Origin of the sequence: Sphingosinicella ginsenosidimutans, assembly GCF_007995055.1 — a bacterium.
Classification (GTDB): Bacteria; Pseudomonadota; Alphaproteobacteria; order Sphingomonadales; family Sphingomonadaceae; genus Allosphingosinicella; species Allosphingosinicella ginsenosidimutans.
In genome coordinates this window covers 343,824-357,033 of sequence record NZ_VOQQ01000001.1, presented here as the reverse complement: position 1 = coordinate 357,033, position 13,210 = coordinate 343,824, and the positions used below count along the sequence as shown (strand labels likewise).

Annotated in this window: 15 protein-coding genes and 1 tRNA gene; 7 read left to right on the top strand and 9 right to left on the bottom strand. The window is 67.8% G+C overall.

From position 1 onward, the window contains the following. Positions 1-18 precede the first annotated feature (18 nt). Complete coding sequence (gene tgt, locus FRZ32_RS01840; protein ID WP_147041895.1) at positions 19-1,131, top strand: tRNA guanosine(34) transglycosylase Tgt; 1,113 nt, start codon at positions 19-21, stop codon at positions 1,129-1,131. A 6-nt stretch (positions 1,132-1,137) separates the two neighbouring features. Here tgt and FRZ32_RS01835 read toward each other — a convergent pair whose 3' ends face one another. The 3 genes from FRZ32_RS01835 to FRZ32_RS01825 form a co-directional block, all read right to left on the bottom strand. Continuing rightward, on the bottom strand, positions 1,138-1,938 hold the full coding sequence (locus FRZ32_RS01835) for a glutaminyl-peptide cyclotransferase (RefSeq protein WP_147041894.1): 801 nt from the start codon (positions 1,936-1,938) through the stop codon (positions 1,138-1,140). Positions 1,939-1,947: 9 nt separating this feature from the next. Beyond that, on the bottom strand, positions 1,948-3,306 hold the full coding sequence (locus tag FRZ32_RS01830) for a DEAD/DEAH box helicase (RefSeq protein WP_147041893.1): 1,359 nt from the start codon (positions 3,304-3,306) through the stop codon (positions 1,948-1,950). 87 nt (positions 3,307-3,393) lie between these two features. Further along, positions 3,394-3,864, bottom strand: a complete 471-nt coding sequence (locus FRZ32_RS01825; RefSeq protein ID WP_147041892.1) for a hypothetical protein — start codon at positions 3,862-3,864, stop codon at positions 3,394-3,396. Between the two features lie 74 nt (positions 3,865-3,938). Between FRZ32_RS01825 and FRZ32_RS01820 the strand changes: the two genes are divergently transcribed. Together FRZ32_RS01820 and FRZ32_RS01815 are read left to right on the top strand one after the other, a co-directional pair. Then, on the top strand, positions 3,939-5,384 hold the full coding sequence (locus tag FRZ32_RS01820) for an FAD-binding oxidoreductase (protein ID WP_147041891.1): 1,446 nt from the start codon (positions 3,939-3,941) through the stop codon (positions 5,382-5,384). Positions 5,385-5,447: 63 nt separating this feature from the next. Beyond that, positions 5,448-6,233: a SapC family protein gene (locus FRZ32_RS01815; RefSeq protein WP_147041890.1), complete on the top strand. Its 786-nt coding sequence runs from the start codon at positions 5,448-5,450 to the stop codon at positions 6,231-6,233. A 176-nt stretch (positions 6,234-6,409) separates the two neighbouring features. Here FRZ32_RS01815 and FRZ32_RS01810 read toward each other — a convergent pair whose 3' ends face one another. Beyond that, positions 6,410-7,273, bottom strand: a complete 864-nt coding sequence (locus FRZ32_RS01810) for an N-formylglutamate amidohydrolase (RefSeq protein ID WP_147041889.1) — start codon at positions 7,271-7,273, stop codon at positions 6,410-6,412. 125 nt (positions 7,274-7,398) lie between these two features. Here FRZ32_RS01810 and cpdR point away from each other — a divergent pair, with 125 nt between their 5' ends. Together cpdR and FRZ32_RS01800 are read left to right on the top strand one after the other, a co-directional pair. Then, a complete protein-coding gene (gene cpdR, locus FRZ32_RS01805; RefSeq protein ID WP_147041888.1) occupies positions 7,399-7,776 on the top strand; it encodes a cell cycle two-component system response regulator CpdR in 378 nt (125 codons plus the stop codon). Positions 7,777-7,876: 100 nt separating this feature from the next. Next, positions 7,877-7,951 (top strand) — tRNA-Val (locus FRZ32_RS01800). A 19-nt stretch (positions 7,952-7,970) separates the two neighbouring features. Here the strand turns inward: FRZ32_RS01800 and fghA are convergent. From fghA to FRZ32_RS01780, 4 genes are all read right to left on the bottom strand, one after another. Then, complete coding sequence (gene fghA / locus FRZ32_RS01795; protein WP_147041887.1) at positions 7,971-8,807, bottom strand: S-formylglutathione hydrolase; 837 nt, start codon at positions 8,805-8,807, stop codon at positions 7,971-7,973. Between the two features lie 7 nt (positions 8,808-8,814). Further along, entirely contained in the window at positions 8,815-9,201 is a 387-nt protein-coding gene (locus FRZ32_RS01790; protein WP_147041886.1) for a VOC family protein, read from the bottom strand. 245 nt (positions 9,202-9,446) lie between these two features. Next, on the bottom strand, positions 9,447-10,559 hold the full coding sequence (locus FRZ32_RS01785; protein WP_147041885.1) for an S-(hydroxymethyl)glutathione dehydrogenase/class III alcohol dehydrogenase: 1,113 nt from the start codon (positions 10,557-10,559) through the stop codon (positions 9,447-9,449). Positions 10,560-10,587: 28 nt separating this feature from the next. Then, positions 10,588-11,268, bottom strand: coding sequence for a type 1 glutamine amidotransferase (locus FRZ32_RS01780; protein ID WP_147041884.1), 681 nt, complete (start codon positions 11,266-11,268; stop codon positions 10,588-10,590). A gap of 28 nt (positions 11,269-11,296) precedes the next feature. Here FRZ32_RS01780 and FRZ32_RS01775 point away from each other — a divergent pair, with 28 nt between their 5' ends. Then, complete coding sequence (locus tag FRZ32_RS01775) at positions 11,297-11,608, top strand: type II toxin-antitoxin system Phd/YefM family antitoxin (RefSeq protein WP_243445158.1); 312 nt, start codon at positions 11,297-11,299, stop codon at positions 11,606-11,608. Beyond that, a complete protein-coding gene (locus FRZ32_RS01770) occupies positions 11,605-11,991 on the top strand; it encodes a type II toxin-antitoxin system VapC family toxin (RefSeq protein ID WP_147041883.1) in 387 nt (128 codons plus the stop codon). Before FRZ32_RS01775 ends, FRZ32_RS01770 begins: the two co-directional genes overlap by 4 nt. Here FRZ32_RS01770 and FRZ32_RS01765 read toward each other — a convergent pair. After that, positions 11,984-13,210, bottom strand: coding sequence for an argininosuccinate synthase (locus FRZ32_RS01765; protein WP_147041882.1), 1,227 nt, complete (start codon positions 13,208-13,210; stop codon positions 11,984-11,986). The two genes, FRZ32_RS01770 and FRZ32_RS01765, sit on opposite strands and share 8 nt — an antisense overlap.

Below are 13,210 nucleotides of genomic sequence, written 5' to 3'. Positions count from 1 at the left end.
CGCTCTAGGGGGCGGGGCATGACTTCGCCCCGCTTCGAATTCTCCATCTCCGCCACCGACGGCAAGGCCCGCACGGGCACGATCCGGATGCGCCGCGGCGAGATCCGCACGCCGGCCTTCATGCCGGTGGGGACGGCGGCGACGGTGAAGGCGGTGAAGCCCGCTGACGTGCGCGCGTCCGGCGCGGACATCCTGCTCGGCAACACCTATCACCTGATGCTCCGTCCGGGCGCCGAGCGGGTGGCGCGGCTTGGCGGGCTCCACGCCCTCATGGGCTGGGATCGGCCGATCCTCACCGACAGCGGCGGCTATCAGGTGATGAGCCTGTCCGAGCTCACCAAGGTGAGCGAGGAGGGCGTCGCCTTCGCGAGCCACCTCGACGGCAGCCGCCACATGCTCTCGCCCGAACGATCGATGGAGGTGCAGACCCTGCTCGGCTCCGACATCGTGATGGCGTTCGACCAGCTCGTGAAGACGACCGACACGGCGGCGGCGCAGCGCGCGGCGATGGAACGATCGATGCGCTGGGCGAAGCGCTCGCGCGCGGCGTTCGATGCGCTCGGCAACGAGGGCGCCTTGTTCGGCATCCAGCAGGGCGGGCTCGACGAAGGAATGCGCGCCGCATCGGCCGCGGCGCTGCGGGAGATCGGCTTCGACGGCTATGCGGTCGGCGGGCTTGCGGTCGGGGAGGGGCAGGCGGCGATGTTCGCCTGCCTCGATTTCGCGCCCGGCCAGCTGCCGGAAGACGCGCCGCGCTACCTGATGGGCGTCGGCAAGCCGGACGACATCGTCGGCGCGGTCGAGCGCGGCATCGACATGTTCGATTGCGTGCTGCCGACCCGCAGCGGGCGGACCGGCCAGGCCTTCACCTGGGACGGGCCGATCAACATCCGCAATGCGAAGTTCGCCGAGGACCCGGCGCCGATCGACCCGGAGTCGCCGGCGGGCGGATGGTCGAAAGCCTATCTCCACCACCTCGTCCGATCGGGCGAGATCCTCGGCGCGATGCTGATGACCGAGCATAATCTGTGGTTCTATCAGCAGCTGATGGAGCGCCTCCGCGCGGCGATCGCGGAAGGGCGGCTGGCCGATTTCGCGGAGGCGTTCAGGGCGCGCTATCGGGGCCGGTGAACCGCCTCAGTTCGACGCCGCCGGCGTCAGCCTGATCTCGTAGAGGTGCGGCCACAGCTTGCCGGTGACGAACAGGCGCCGGCGCTGGGCATCCCAGGCGATGCCGTTCAGCACGGCGTCCTGATTGCTTCCGGCATTCTGGCCGACCAGATCGGTGAGGTCGATCCAGGCGCGCACATGGCCGGTCGCGGGATCGATGCGGGCGATGAGCGCCGTCATCCAGACGTTGGCGTAGATTTCGCCATCGACCCATTCGAGCTCGTTCAGCTGATCGACCGCGACTCCGTCGGCGGTCACCTGGATGCGGCGGCGCTCCTGCATGGTGGCGGGATCGAGGACGTGGATGACGGACGTTCCGTCGCTTTCGAAAATCTCCCGATCGTTGCGCGTCATCCCCCAGCCTTCGCCGATGGTGAAGGGGAAGGTGCCGGTCTGCTGGAGCGTGTGGCGGTTCCAGCGGAAACCGACGCGGTCGCGCCAGGTGAGGCTGATGATCTCGTCGCCCCAATCGACGATGCCCTCGCCGAACATCGTGCGCGGGATATCGACCGACTGGACGACCCGCCCGTCGGCAAGGTTCACCCGCCGGATGTTGGATTGGCCGACCAGCCCGGTGCTCTCCCACAGGAAGCCGTCCTTCCAGAACAGCCCCTCGGTGAAGGCGCGCGGATCGTGCGGGTAGGTGGCGACCACCTCATAGCCCTGGACGGGCGTGCCGGAATTGGCGGGGGCGGGGGCCTGCGAACGGCTCGTGCCGCAGCCGATCAGGGCGAGGGCGATTGCGAACAGCAAGTGGAGGCGCGGCATCGCGCGATCCTAGCTTGAAAAGCCCTGCTCAAGGAAGCTCGGGATCGGGCCGTTCCACCCGTCATCCGGCTCCTCCCGCTCGTCCTGGCGCGGCCGACGCGTCGCCGGCGCCGGCGCGGCTTCGGCCTTCGGTGCGGACCTGGGTTTCGGCGCCTCGTCCTTCGCGGTGCGCGAGCGGCCGCCGCGCGAACGCTTGCGCGGCGCTGGAGCAGCCGTCCCTTCCGGCTCTGCCTCGCCGGCCGGCTCGGCGGCGGGAGCCCCGTCCAGCGGCGCGATCGTCGTGCCGATCAGCTTTTCGATATTGTCGATCGCCTCGGCATCGGCGCTCGTCACCATCGTGATCGCGACGCCGGTCCGGCCCGCGCGGCCGGTGCGGCCGATCCGGTGGACATAATCGTCCGGATGCCAGGGCACGTCATAGTTGAAGACGTGGCTGACGCCCTTCACGTCCAGTCCCCGAGCGGCGACGTCGGAGGCGACGAGGATGTTGATTTCCTCGGTCTTGAACCGATCGAGCTCGCGGATTCGCTCGGCCTGCTCCATGTCACCCTGGATCTGCCCTGCGGAAAAGCCGGCGCGCTTCAGGCTCTGGGAAAGCTCGCGCACCGTCGTCTTGCGGTTGCAGAAGATGATCGCGGTCTTCACCGCCTCGTCGCGCAGGAGATCGATCAGCGCATCCTTCTTGCGGCGCGAATCGACCTTGAGCTTGCGCTGGTCGATCGAGGTGTTCGCCGTCGCCGGCCGCGCGACTTCGATCGACTTCGGATTGGACAGGAAACGGTCCGCGAGCTTCTTGATCGGCGGCGGCATCGTCGCCGAGAAAAGCAGGGTCTGCCGGTTCGCGGGCAGCTTGGTGCAGATATTCTCGATGTCCGGGATGAAGCCCATGTCGAGCATCCGGTCCGCCTCGTCGATGACGAGCAGGTGGCAGCCGGTGAGCAGGATCTTGCCGCGTTCGAACAGGTCCATCAGCCGGCCGGGCGTCGCGATCAGCACGTCGACGCCCTTTTCGAGCGCCTTCACCTGATCGCCCATCTGCACGCCGCCGATCAGCAGCGCCATCGAAAGCTTGTGGTGCTTGCCGTATTTCTCGAAATTCTCGGCGACCTGGGCGGCAAGCTCACGCGTCGGTTCGAGGATCAGGCTGCGCGGCATCCGGGCGCGGGCGCGGCCCTGGCTCAATATGTCGATCATCGGCAGGACGAAGCTCGCCGTCTTGCCGGTGCCGGTCTGGGCGATGCCGATGATGTCGCGCATCATCAGGACGGACGGAATGGTGGCGGCCTGGATCGGCGTCGGCTCGGTATAGCCGGCGTCGGTCACCGCGCGGAGAAGTTCGTCGGAAAGGCCGAGATCGGCGAAGCTCATCGAAAATCCGGGAATGGGCGTCCTCGTCGGGAGAGACGCTTCAGCGCGCCGCTTGTGCCATCGATCGCCGACTTGTCAAGGAATCGGTCAGTGCCCGGCGGGGCGGAGCGTGCGGAACGCCTCGATCTGGCACGCCGCACCGGCGCGCGATCGCACGACATCGCGGTCCGCGCAGATCCGGCCGTCGCCGGCGGAGCTGACGTAGAAGCCGCGATAATAATCGAGGGCCGGGCAGCCTCGTTCCAGCCGGGCGCGGATGCGGGTGCGATCCCGCAGCACGAGATCGACGCTGTCGGGGCCGAGCAGCGCGGCGCCGGCGATCCGGCTGGTTTCGATGCAGTGCGGGCCGCGATGCTCGATCCATCCGTTCCGCGGGTCGGTGAGCGGGGCAACGCCCGGCGCCCGGCGCGGCAGGCGCACGATCACCTCCTCGTGGATCGAAAGCGTGCCCTGGAAGCCGGGCGGCGGGGGAGGGGGCGCGGCGCGGCCGCCACGCTGGGCGACCGCGCTGCCCGTGAGGGCGAGCAAGGTCATCGCGGCCACCGCCGTCCGGATCATCCGCGTTGCTCCATGACAGGCCGGGATTCCGCGCGCTTGTTGAACATGAGATTAATTGGCACCTATCGCCGGTCATGGCCGCGCCTTCCCCCGCCCTTCTCGACTCGCTTGCCGCCCTCCTCGGGCCGAAGGGATTCACCCGCGATTGCGATGCGATGACGCCCTGGCTCACCGATTGGCGCGGGCGGTTCCACGGGCGGGCCGCGGCACTGATCGCCCCGGCGACTCGCGAAGAGGTGGCGCAGGCGGTGCGGCTCTGCGCGTCCGGCGGGGTCCCGCTGGTCCCCCAGGGGGGCAATACGTCGATGGTCGGTGGCGCGACACCCGATGCCTCCGGGCACGCGCTCATCCTGTCGCTCAGGCGGATGAACCGCATCCGAAGCCTCGATCCGGAGGCGAACCTCGCCGTGTGCGAGGCGGGGGTGGTCCTCGCGAACCTCCACGAGGCCGCCCAGGCGGCCGGCCGGCGCTTCCCGCTGTCGCTCGCCGCGAAGGGATCGGCGACGGTCGGCGGCCTCGTTTCGACCAATGCCGGCGGCACTCAGGTGCTTCGCTTCGGCAATATGCGCCGGCTCGTCCAGGGAATCGAGGCGGTCCTGCCCGACGGCAGCCTGTTCGATGGGCTGACCGCGCTCAGGAAGGACAATCGCGGCTACGATCTCACGCAGCTGATGATCGGCGCGGAAGGGACGCTCGGCATCGTCACCGCGGCGAGCCTGAAGCTGGTTCCGGCGATCGGATCGCGCGTGGTCGCGTGGGTCGGGCTCGCGACGCCGGTCGCCGCGCTGGCGCTGCTGCGGCAGCTGGAGGATCGCATGGGCGGTGCGGTGGAAAGCTTCGAACTGGTGCCGCAGGGCGCGCTCGATCTGGTGCTCGCGCATATTCCCGGGACGCGCCCGCCGCTTGCCCGGCGCCATGAGTGGCACGCGCTCGTCGAAGCGGCGGCCCCGGTCGGCGCGCCCTCGCCGGAGCCGGCGCTCGTCGAGGCGCTCGGCGCGGGCGAGCTGGTCGAGGATGCGGTGATCGCGGCGAGCGAGGCGCAGGCGGACGCCTTCTGGCGGCTGCGCGAGAGCATCGCCGAGGCCGAGAAGCAGGACGGGCCCGCGGTCAAGCACGACATTTCGGTCGCGGTCCCCGACATGCCGGGCTTCCTCGTCGAGGCGGCGGCGGCGGTGGAGCGCGACTTTCCGGGCGTGCGGGTCAACGCCTTCGGCCATCTCGGCGACGGCAACATCCATTTCAATGTCCGCGCGCCGGCGGGGACGGATGCCGGCTGGATCGAAGGGGCCGGCGCCGAGGTCAGCCACCGGGTCTATGATCTGGTCACCGCCGCCGGCGGCTCGATCTCGGCGGAGCATGGAATCGGCCAGATGAAGCTCGGCGAGTTCGCACGGCTTGGCGGCGCCGCGCGGCTCGCGGCGCTGCGCGCGATCAAGGGCGCGCTCGATCCGGCGGGGATCATGAATCCCGGCAAGCTGGTCCCGCCGCCCCCTCTTGCGGAAAACCGCCGCCTTTCATAAGGCAGGAGATCAGATTCCGGCCTGCGTGATGCGGCCATTCCAAGTCGAACGGAGAATGTTTCAATGGCGACGCAGCCGCCGGCCAGCATGCCGGTCCTTTACACCCGCCTCGAGCCGCTTTCGAGCACGATGCACGCCAATTTCAAGCATCGCGCGCTCGAAACGGCGCCGCATCTCGTCAAGATCAATGCGGTTCCACTGACCATCGACGAGTTCGCGGTCACCCAGCGTTTCATGCCGATCGTCTTCGCGGCCAGCCAGGTGCCGGTGCCGATCGCGCTGATGGGCCTCAACGAGGGCGTCAACGTCTTCGTCGATGATGATGGCAAGCCCTATGCCCCGTTCTACGTGCCGGCCTATGTCCGCCGCTTCCCCTATCTGCTCGCCCGGATGAATCCGGACAATCAGGAGCTGACGCTCTGCTTCGATGCGGAGAGCGGCCTCGTCGCTCCGAGCGAGGAGGGCGATCCGCTGTTCGAGGACGGCAAGCCGACCGAGGGGCTGAACAATATCCTCAAGTTCTGCGAGGAGTTCGAGGTCGCGGCGAACCGGACCGAGCAGTTCGCGCGCGAGTTGCTCGATCTCGACCTGCTGATCGACGGCGAGGTCGCGATCGACCCGCCGGGCGCGCGCCAGCCCTTCATCTATCGCGGCTTCCGCATGGTCGACGAACAGAAGTTCCGGGACCTGCCGGGTGACAAGTTGCGCAAGATGTCGGAAAGCGGAATGCTCCCGCTGATCGTGGCGCACCTGTTCTCGCTCGGGCTGATGCGAGAGATTTTCACGCGGCAGGTCGATCAGGGCAAGGTGCCGAACTTCGCCGAGAATATGGCGCCCGCCGCCGCCTGATTTTTTCCCGTTGCATCTTGAAACCTGGCGCGGCGGCCCCATCTCAAGGCTGCCGCGTCGTCGTATGCCCCCCTTTGCGGCGGCGCGCGGCGCCTTCTTCGCCCCCCGAAGAGGGCGCCCCTCCCTGAACCTGGCCGCTCCACGCTCCTGCGTGGAGCGGTCTTTTCATATCCACCTCATTCCGCGGCGATCGCGCCCGGCTCGCCGATCAGCGCCGCTTCCAGCGCCGCCGCGACCGACGCGATAAGTCGGCAGATCGCGCCGAAGCCGGGCCCCGGCGCCGACAGGGCGGAATCGAGATAGAGCGACCGATCGATCTCGATCTGGATCGCGTGGATGCCGCGCCGCGGCTCGCCGTGACGGCCGACGACATGGCCGCCCGCATAGGGCCTGTTGCGGCCGACCGGGTAGCCAAGCGTGCTGGCCGCGGCGACCGCTGCGGCGATCAGATCCTGGCGCGCGCTGGTGCCGTGAAGATCGCCGAAGACGATCTTCGGCTCGCCGCCCGCCGGGCTTCGCGGCGGCATCGAATGGCAATCGAGCAGCACCGCCGCGCCGAACCGCTCGCGCGCCTTCGCGAGCGCCTCGGCGATCGCCGCGTGATAGGGTCGGTGGATCGTCTCGATGCGCCGTGCGAGCTCCCGCGCCGAAATCGGGCCGCGCCATAGCGCGCCGGCGCCGGCGATGCGCGAAGGCAGGAGGCCGATCCCGGCGCGCGCCCGCGCCGACGGCAGGACCTGCGCCGGCGACAGCGGCGGATCGACGAGCGACGGATCGATCTCCCGCTCGTCGCGGTTGAGGTCGATCTGCGCCCGCGGCGCGGTCGCGACAAAGGCGGTGGCGCCCGACTGGACGGCGCGCCAGATCAGCTTGTCGACCAGCCGATCCTCAAGCAGCTCCAGCGCCGCGCGCGGCACCCGCGCCGCGGCGAGCAGGGCAGGGCCATAGTCGCGGCCGGCATGGGGCACCGAGAGCACGACCGGCGAAACCGGCCGCGCGGGGCCGATGCGATCGAACGGTCGGGCTGGCGCCTGGGTCATTCCGTCGCGATCAGTAGAGCCGGGATGGGACAGGTGCAACGGCGGGCCCGCCGGGCGCTGGTCAAAGCGATTCCGAGAGCGCATAAGCCGATCAAGCGCCGATCGGGGCGCCCGATGGGGATCGAATGCTGAGAATCCTGCTCGCCGAAGACGACGATTCGCTGCGAACCTACCTGGCCCGGGCGCTGGAGCGGGTGGGTTATCGAGTGACGGCGGTGGATCGCGGAACCGCGGCGCTGCCGCTGCTCGAGGCCGAGGCTTTCGATCTCCTCCTCACCGACATCGTGATGCCGGAGATGGACGGCATCGAACTGGCACAGAAGGCGGCGCAGCTGGCGCCCGACATCCGCGTCATGTTCATCACCGGATTCGCCGCGGTGGCGCTGAAGGCCGGGCGCAAGACGCCGGACGCCAAGGTGCTCTCCAAGCCCTTCCACCTCAAGGATCTGGTCGCCGAGGTCGAGCGCATGTTCCAGACCGAAGACCAGCACGGCAGATTGTAATCGGGGCGGGCTTGCGCGCGGCCCACGCCACCGCTACATGCGCGCCTCTGTCACCGACAGGGCCCGATTCACCGATCGCGACGCGACCGGTTGGGCTGGTGGGCGTGTAGCTCAGTGGTAGAGCACTGTGTTGACATCGCAGGGGTCGCAAGTTCAATCCTTGCCACGCCCACCATTTTCTCCTTTTCCCCCAGCTAGTTGAACAGCCGCGCGGCGTGCCAGCGCAGGTGATCGGCCATGAAGGTCGAGATGAAATAATAGCTGTGGTCGTAGCCCGGCTGCATCCTGAGGGTGAGCGGGATGCCGGCATCGGCGCAGGCGGCGCGAAGCAGATCGGGACGAAGCTGCTCCTCAAGGAACGCGTCGGCCTCGCCCTGGTCGACGAGAAGCTCGGGCAGGCGCGCGCCGTCCTCGATCAGGGCGACGGCGTCATGTCGGCGCCAGGCGGCGCGATCGGGGCCGAGATAGCGGCCGAGCGCCTTCGTGCCCCACGGCACCTGTGACGGCGCGGCGATCGGGGCGAAGGCGGAGACGCTGCGGTAACGGCCGGGATTGGCGAGGGCGAGGGTGAGCGCGCCGTGGCCGCCCATCGAATGGCCCATGATCCCCTGCCGCTCCCGATCGATCGGAAAGGCGGAGGCGACGATGTCGGGCAATTCGTCACGGATGTACGACCCCATGCGATAATTGGCCGCATAAGGCGCCTGCATCGCATCGACATAGAAGCCCGCGCCCTGGCCGAAATCGTAAGCGTCGTCATCGGGGACATCGGGCCCGCGCGGGCTGGTGTCGGGTGCGACGAAGATCAGCCCCAATTCGGCGCAGGCGGCGCGATATTCGCCCTTTTCGGTGACGTTGGCGTGGGTGCAGGTGAGGCCGGAGAGATACCAGATCACCGGGCATTTCGCGCCGCCATCGGCCTGCGGGGGCAGGAAGACCGAAAAGGTCATGTCCGTGCCGGTCTCGCGGCTTGCATGGCGCACGACGTGGAGCGTGCCGCCATGGCTCTTGTTGACCGACAGCGTGTCCATCTCCCGGCTATTCGGCCGGAAGGCGGTGGACGGCGCACAGCTTGTTGCCGTCGGGATCGCGCAGATAAGCGAGGTAAAGCTTTCCGAAGCTGCCCTGGCGCAAGCCCGGCGGATCCTCGATCGAGGTGCCGCCATTGGCGATCCCGGCCTGATGCCAGGCATCGGCCTCTTCGGGGCTCTCCATGGCGAAGCCGATCGTGCCGCCATTTGCGTGGCACGCCGGCTGGCCGTCGATCGGATGCGTCACCATGAAGAGGCCGCCACGGTGGACGTAGCGAAGCCGGCCCTTGTCATCCGCCTGGCCCGGCTTGCCGCCGAGCGAGGCGAACAGGGCGTCATAGAATTTGCGGGAGCGATCGATGTCGTTGCTGCCGACGACCACATGGCTGAACATGATTTGCCTCCTTCTCGGCTCGCCGGACTAGGAGAAGGCGCGGTCGCGGGCAAGCGGGCGCCGCTGATCGGGCGCCCGCCGCGCGCTGCTCAAAAGACGTGGAAGATGTAGAGCAGGATGATGATCGGGATCGGAATGCCGATCAGCCAGGCGAGAATACCTTTACCCATGTCATGTCTCCCTGCGGCCAGCGACGGCCATTGCGGCGAGGGAAACGTGACGGGGACGGTTGCGGTTCCGGAACGTCAATAGACGACGACGCTGCGGATGCTCTCCCCGGCGTGCATCAGATCGAACCCCTTGTTGATGTCCTCGAGGCTGAGGACATGGGTGATCATCGGATCGATCGCGATCTTGCCCTGCATGTACCAGTCGACGATCTTGGGCACGTCGGTGCGGCCCTTCGCGCCGCCGAAGGCGGTGCCGCGCCAGTTGCGACCGGTGACGAGCTGGAACGGCCGCGTCGCGATCTCCTTGCCCGCCTCGGCCACGCCGATGATGATGCTGGTGCCCCAGCCGCGATGGCACGCCTCCAGCGCGGTCCGCATGACCTCGGTGTTGCCGGTCGCATCGAAGGTGAAGTCGGCCCCGCCGTCGGTCAGCGCGGCGATCTCGGCGATCAGCGCCGCGCGATCCTTGCCGCGGCCGTCGATGAAGTCGGTCATGCCGAACTTGCGGCCCCATTCCTCGCGGTCCGGGTTGATGTCGACGCCGATGATCCTGCCGGCCCCGACCAGCTTCGCGCCCTGGATGACGTTGAGTCCGATCCCGCCAAGCCCGAACACGACGACATTGTCGCCGGCCTGGACCTTGGCGGTGTTGACGACCGCGCCGACGCCGGTCGTGACGCCGCAGCCGATATAGCAGCTGGTCTTGAACGGCGCGTCCTCGCGGATCTTCGCCACCGCGATCTCGGGGAGCACGGTGAAGTTCGAGAAGGTGGAGCAGCCCATATAATGATAGATCGGCTGGCCCTTGTAGCTGAAGCGCGTGGTGCCGTCGGGCATCAGCCCCTTGCCCTGCGTCGCGCGGATCGCGGTGCACAGGTTGGTCTTGCCGCTGAGGCACGATTTACACTGGCGGCATTCGGGCGTGTAGAGCGGGATGACATGATCGCCGGGCTTCACGCTGGTCACGCCCGCGCCGATCTCGCGGACGATGCCCGCGCCCTCATGGCCCAGGATCGAGGGGAAGATCCCTTCGGAATCGAACCCGTCCAGCGTATAGGCATCGGTGTGGCAGATGCCGGTCGCCATGATCTCGACCAGCACTTCGCCGGCCTTGGGACCTTCAAGGTCGAGCTCGACGATCTCGAGCGGCTTCCTGGCTTCGAACGCGACGGCGGCGCGGGTTTTCATTGGGGTCTCCTTCGGGTGCGCCGGCGCCTTAGCCCAACAGGAAGCGCCTGATCCAGCCGCCGACTCGCGCATTGTCATTGGGCGCGTCGAGCGAGGCGATCGCGCTGTCGGGATCGGGGATCCGGTCGAAGCGCTGCTCGATCAGGGCTCTTGCATAGGCCGGATCGAATTCCGGGTGGAACTGGAAGGAAATGGCCGGGCGGTCTGTCCAGGCGAGCCCGGCATAGGGCGTGAACAGCGACGAGGCCGTGACTTCGGTATTGGGCGGCTGGAGGACCACCTGGTCCTGGTGCGAGGCGGGGATCGAAACGCTCGCCGCGTCGTCCATCCACGGCTCGCGGGTCACGATGGGATAGGTGTGGAGGCCCGCGCCCCAGCCTTTTTCCGATTTCTCGACATGACCGCCCAGCGCTTCGGCCATGATCTGGTGGCCGAAGCAGATGCCGACGAGCTTCTGCGGCTTGGCGAGGCGGATGAAATCGGCGAGCTCCGCGATCCAGGGCAGGGGATCGTAAACGCCGGCGGGGGAGCCGGTGAGGATATAGGCGTCATGCGTCGCCGGATCGATGGGGAGATTGCCGGCCTCGACATCGAAGGTGGCGATGTCGAAGCCGTCGCCGAGCAGGCGGGCGAACATCGCCGGATAGTCGCCGAAGCGGACCGCAAGGTCGCCGGGCGGCTTGCCGGTTTCGAGGATGGCGAGCTTCATGGCTCCTGCTTAAGGTGGCGACCGCGCGATGAACAGCGGCCTTGATTTGGACCAATCTATGGTCCATATTGTGGCGATGGATATTCCGATCTCCGAGGCGAAAGGTAAGCTGACCGATCTCGTGCGGCGCGCGGAGGCCGGCGACGACATCGTGCTCACCCGGCACGGCCGGCCGGCGGCAAAGCTGGTGGCTGTGCGGCCGGCTCCAGCCGATCACCGTGAGCGTGCCGCGATCATCGAGCGGATCGTCCGGGGCGCGCGGGCGAAGATCGCGCCCGGCCCCGACGCCGCTCGAAGCCAAGACCTCCTCTACGATCCGGAGACAGGGCGGCCTGCGTGATCGTTGCGGACACGTCGGCGCTTCTGACCATTCTCTTCGACGAGCCCGGTGCGGCGCGCTGCAGGCGCGCGCTGGAAATCGAGCCGGACATTCACATGTCCGCCGGCACGCTGGCCGAGGCACTCATCATCCTGGCGCATCGCGGTGGGTCCGAACTGTTGCTCGCCCTCGTGGAAGAACTGGGGTTCACTGTCGATCCGGTCAACGCGGCCTTCGCCGAACGGGTCGGCCAGGCGCATGGACGCTGGGGCAAGGGCGCGCACGCGGCCCAGCTCAATTTCGGGGACTGCTTTGCCTATGTGCTGGCGAAGGAGCTCGATTGTCCGCTTCTGTTCGTCGGCGAGGATTTCGCGCGCACCGACGTCGAGTCCGCCCTCAGCTGACCCGCCGCTCCCGCTTCGCGGCGATGCGGAGCCTGAGGGCGTTGAGGCGGATGAAGCCGGCCGCGTCGCGATGGTCGTAGCCGGACTGGCCTTCCTCGAAGGTCACCAGGTCCTGATCGTAGAGCGAGAGCGGGCTTTCGCGCCCGATCACCGTGGCATTGCCCTTGTAGAGCTTCATCCGCACCTTGCCGGACACATGCTCCTGGCTCCTGTCGATCAGCGCCTGCAGCATCTCGCGCTCCGGCGCGAACCAGAAGCCGTTGTAGATGAGCTCGGCATAGCGCGGCATGATCGAATCCTTGAGGTGCATCGCCCCGCCGTCCAGCGTGATGCTTTCGATGCCGCGATGGGCGGCGAGCAGGATGGTGCCGCCCGGCGTCTCGTACACCCCGCGCGACTTCATGCCGACGAAGCGGTTTTCGACCAGGTCGAGACGGCCGATGCCGTTGTCGTGGCCGAGCTGGTTGAGCCTGGCGAGCAGGCTCGCGGGCGACAGTCGCTCGCCGTCGATCGCGACCGGATCGCCGCGCTCGAATTCGATCTCGATCACCGTCGCCTTGTCGGGCGCCGCCTCGGGCGAGATGGTGCGCTGGTGGACATATTCGGGCGCCTCCACGGCGGGATCCTCCAGCACCTTCCCCTCCGACGAGGAGTGGAGCAGGTTGGCGTCGACCGAGAAGGGGGCCTCGCCGCGCTTGTCCTTGTTGATCGGGATCTGGTGCTTCTCGGCAAAGTCGATCAGCGCCTCGCGGCTCGCGAAGCTCCACTCGCGCCAGGGGGCGATCACCTTGATGTCCGGCTCGAGCGCATAATAGCCGAGCTCGAAGCGGACCTGATCGTTCCCCTTGCCGGTCGCGCCGTGGCAGACCGCGTCGGCGCCGACCTGACGCGCGATTTCGATCTGGCGCTTGGCGATCAGCGGACGGGCGATCGAGGTGCCGAGCAGATACTGGCCCTCATAGACGGTGTTCGCGCGGAACATCGGGAAGACGTAATCGCGCACGAATTCCTCGCGCAGATCGTCGATGAAGATGTTCTCCGGCTTGATCCCGAGCAGCTCGGCCTTCTTTCGCGCCGGCTCCACTTCCTCGCCCTGGCCGAGATCGGCGGTGAAGGTGACGACCTCCGCGCCATATTCGGTCTGCAGCCACTTGAGGATGATCGAGGTGTCGAGCCCGCCCGAATAAGCGAGGACGACCTTCTTCGGCTTGTCAGTCAT

What these genes read in the sequence shown, in the direction of transcription:
- tgt (WP_147041895.1), top strand. Translation starts at nt 19, where the DNA reads ATGACTTCGCCCCGCTTCGAATTCTCCATCTCCGCCACCGACGGCAAG.
- FRZ32_RS01835 (WP_147041894.1), bottom strand. Translation starts at nt 1,938, where the DNA reads ATGCCGCGCCTCCACTTGCTGTTCGCAATCGCCCTCGCCCTGATCGGC.
- FRZ32_RS01830 (WP_147041893.1), bottom strand. Translation starts at nt 3,306, where the DNA reads ATGAGCTTCGCCGATCTCGGCCTTTCCGACGAACTTCTCCGCGCGGTG.
- FRZ32_RS01825 (WP_147041892.1), bottom strand. Translation starts at nt 3,864, where the DNA reads ATGATCCGGACGGCGGTGGCCGCGATGACCTTGCTCGCCCTCACGGGC.
- FRZ32_RS01820 (WP_147041891.1), top strand. Translation starts at nt 3,939, where the DNA reads ATGGCCGCGCCTTCCCCCGCCCTTCTCGACTCGCTTGCCGCCCTCCTC.
- FRZ32_RS01815 (WP_147041890.1), top strand. Translation starts at nt 5,448, where the DNA reads ATGGCGACGCAGCCGCCGGCCAGCATGCCGGTCCTTTACACCCGCCTC.
- FRZ32_RS01810 (WP_147041889.1), bottom strand. Translation starts at nt 7,273, where the DNA reads ATGACCCAGGCGCCAGCCCGACCGTTCGATCGCATCGGCCCCGCGCGG.
- cpdR (WP_147041888.1), top strand. Translation starts at nt 7,399, where the DNA reads ATGCTGAGAATCCTGCTCGCCGAAGACGACGATTCGCTGCGAACCTAC.
- fghA (WP_147041887.1), bottom strand. Translation starts at nt 8,807, where the DNA reads ATGGACACGCTGTCGGTCAACAAGAGCCATGGCGGCACGCTCCACGTC.
- FRZ32_RS01790 (WP_147041886.1), bottom strand. Translation starts at nt 9,201, where the DNA reads ATGTTCAGCCATGTGGTCGTCGGCAGCAACGACATCGATCGCTCCCGC.
- FRZ32_RS01785 (WP_147041885.1), bottom strand. Translation starts at nt 10,559, where the DNA reads ATGAAAACCCGCGCCGCCGTCGCGTTCGAAGCCAGGAAGCCGCTCGAG.
- FRZ32_RS01780 (WP_147041884.1), bottom strand. Translation starts at nt 11,268, where the DNA reads ATGAAGCTCGCCATCCTCGAAACCGGCAAGCCGCCCGGCGACCTTGCG.
- FRZ32_RS01775 (WP_243445158.1), top strand. Translation starts at nt 11,297, where the DNA reads ATGAACAGCGGCCTTGATTTGGACCAATCTATGGTCCATATTGTGGCG.
- FRZ32_RS01765 (WP_147041882.1), bottom strand. Translation starts at nt 13,210, where the DNA reads ATGACTGACAAGCCGAAGAAGGTCGTCCTCGCTTATTCGGGCGGGCTC.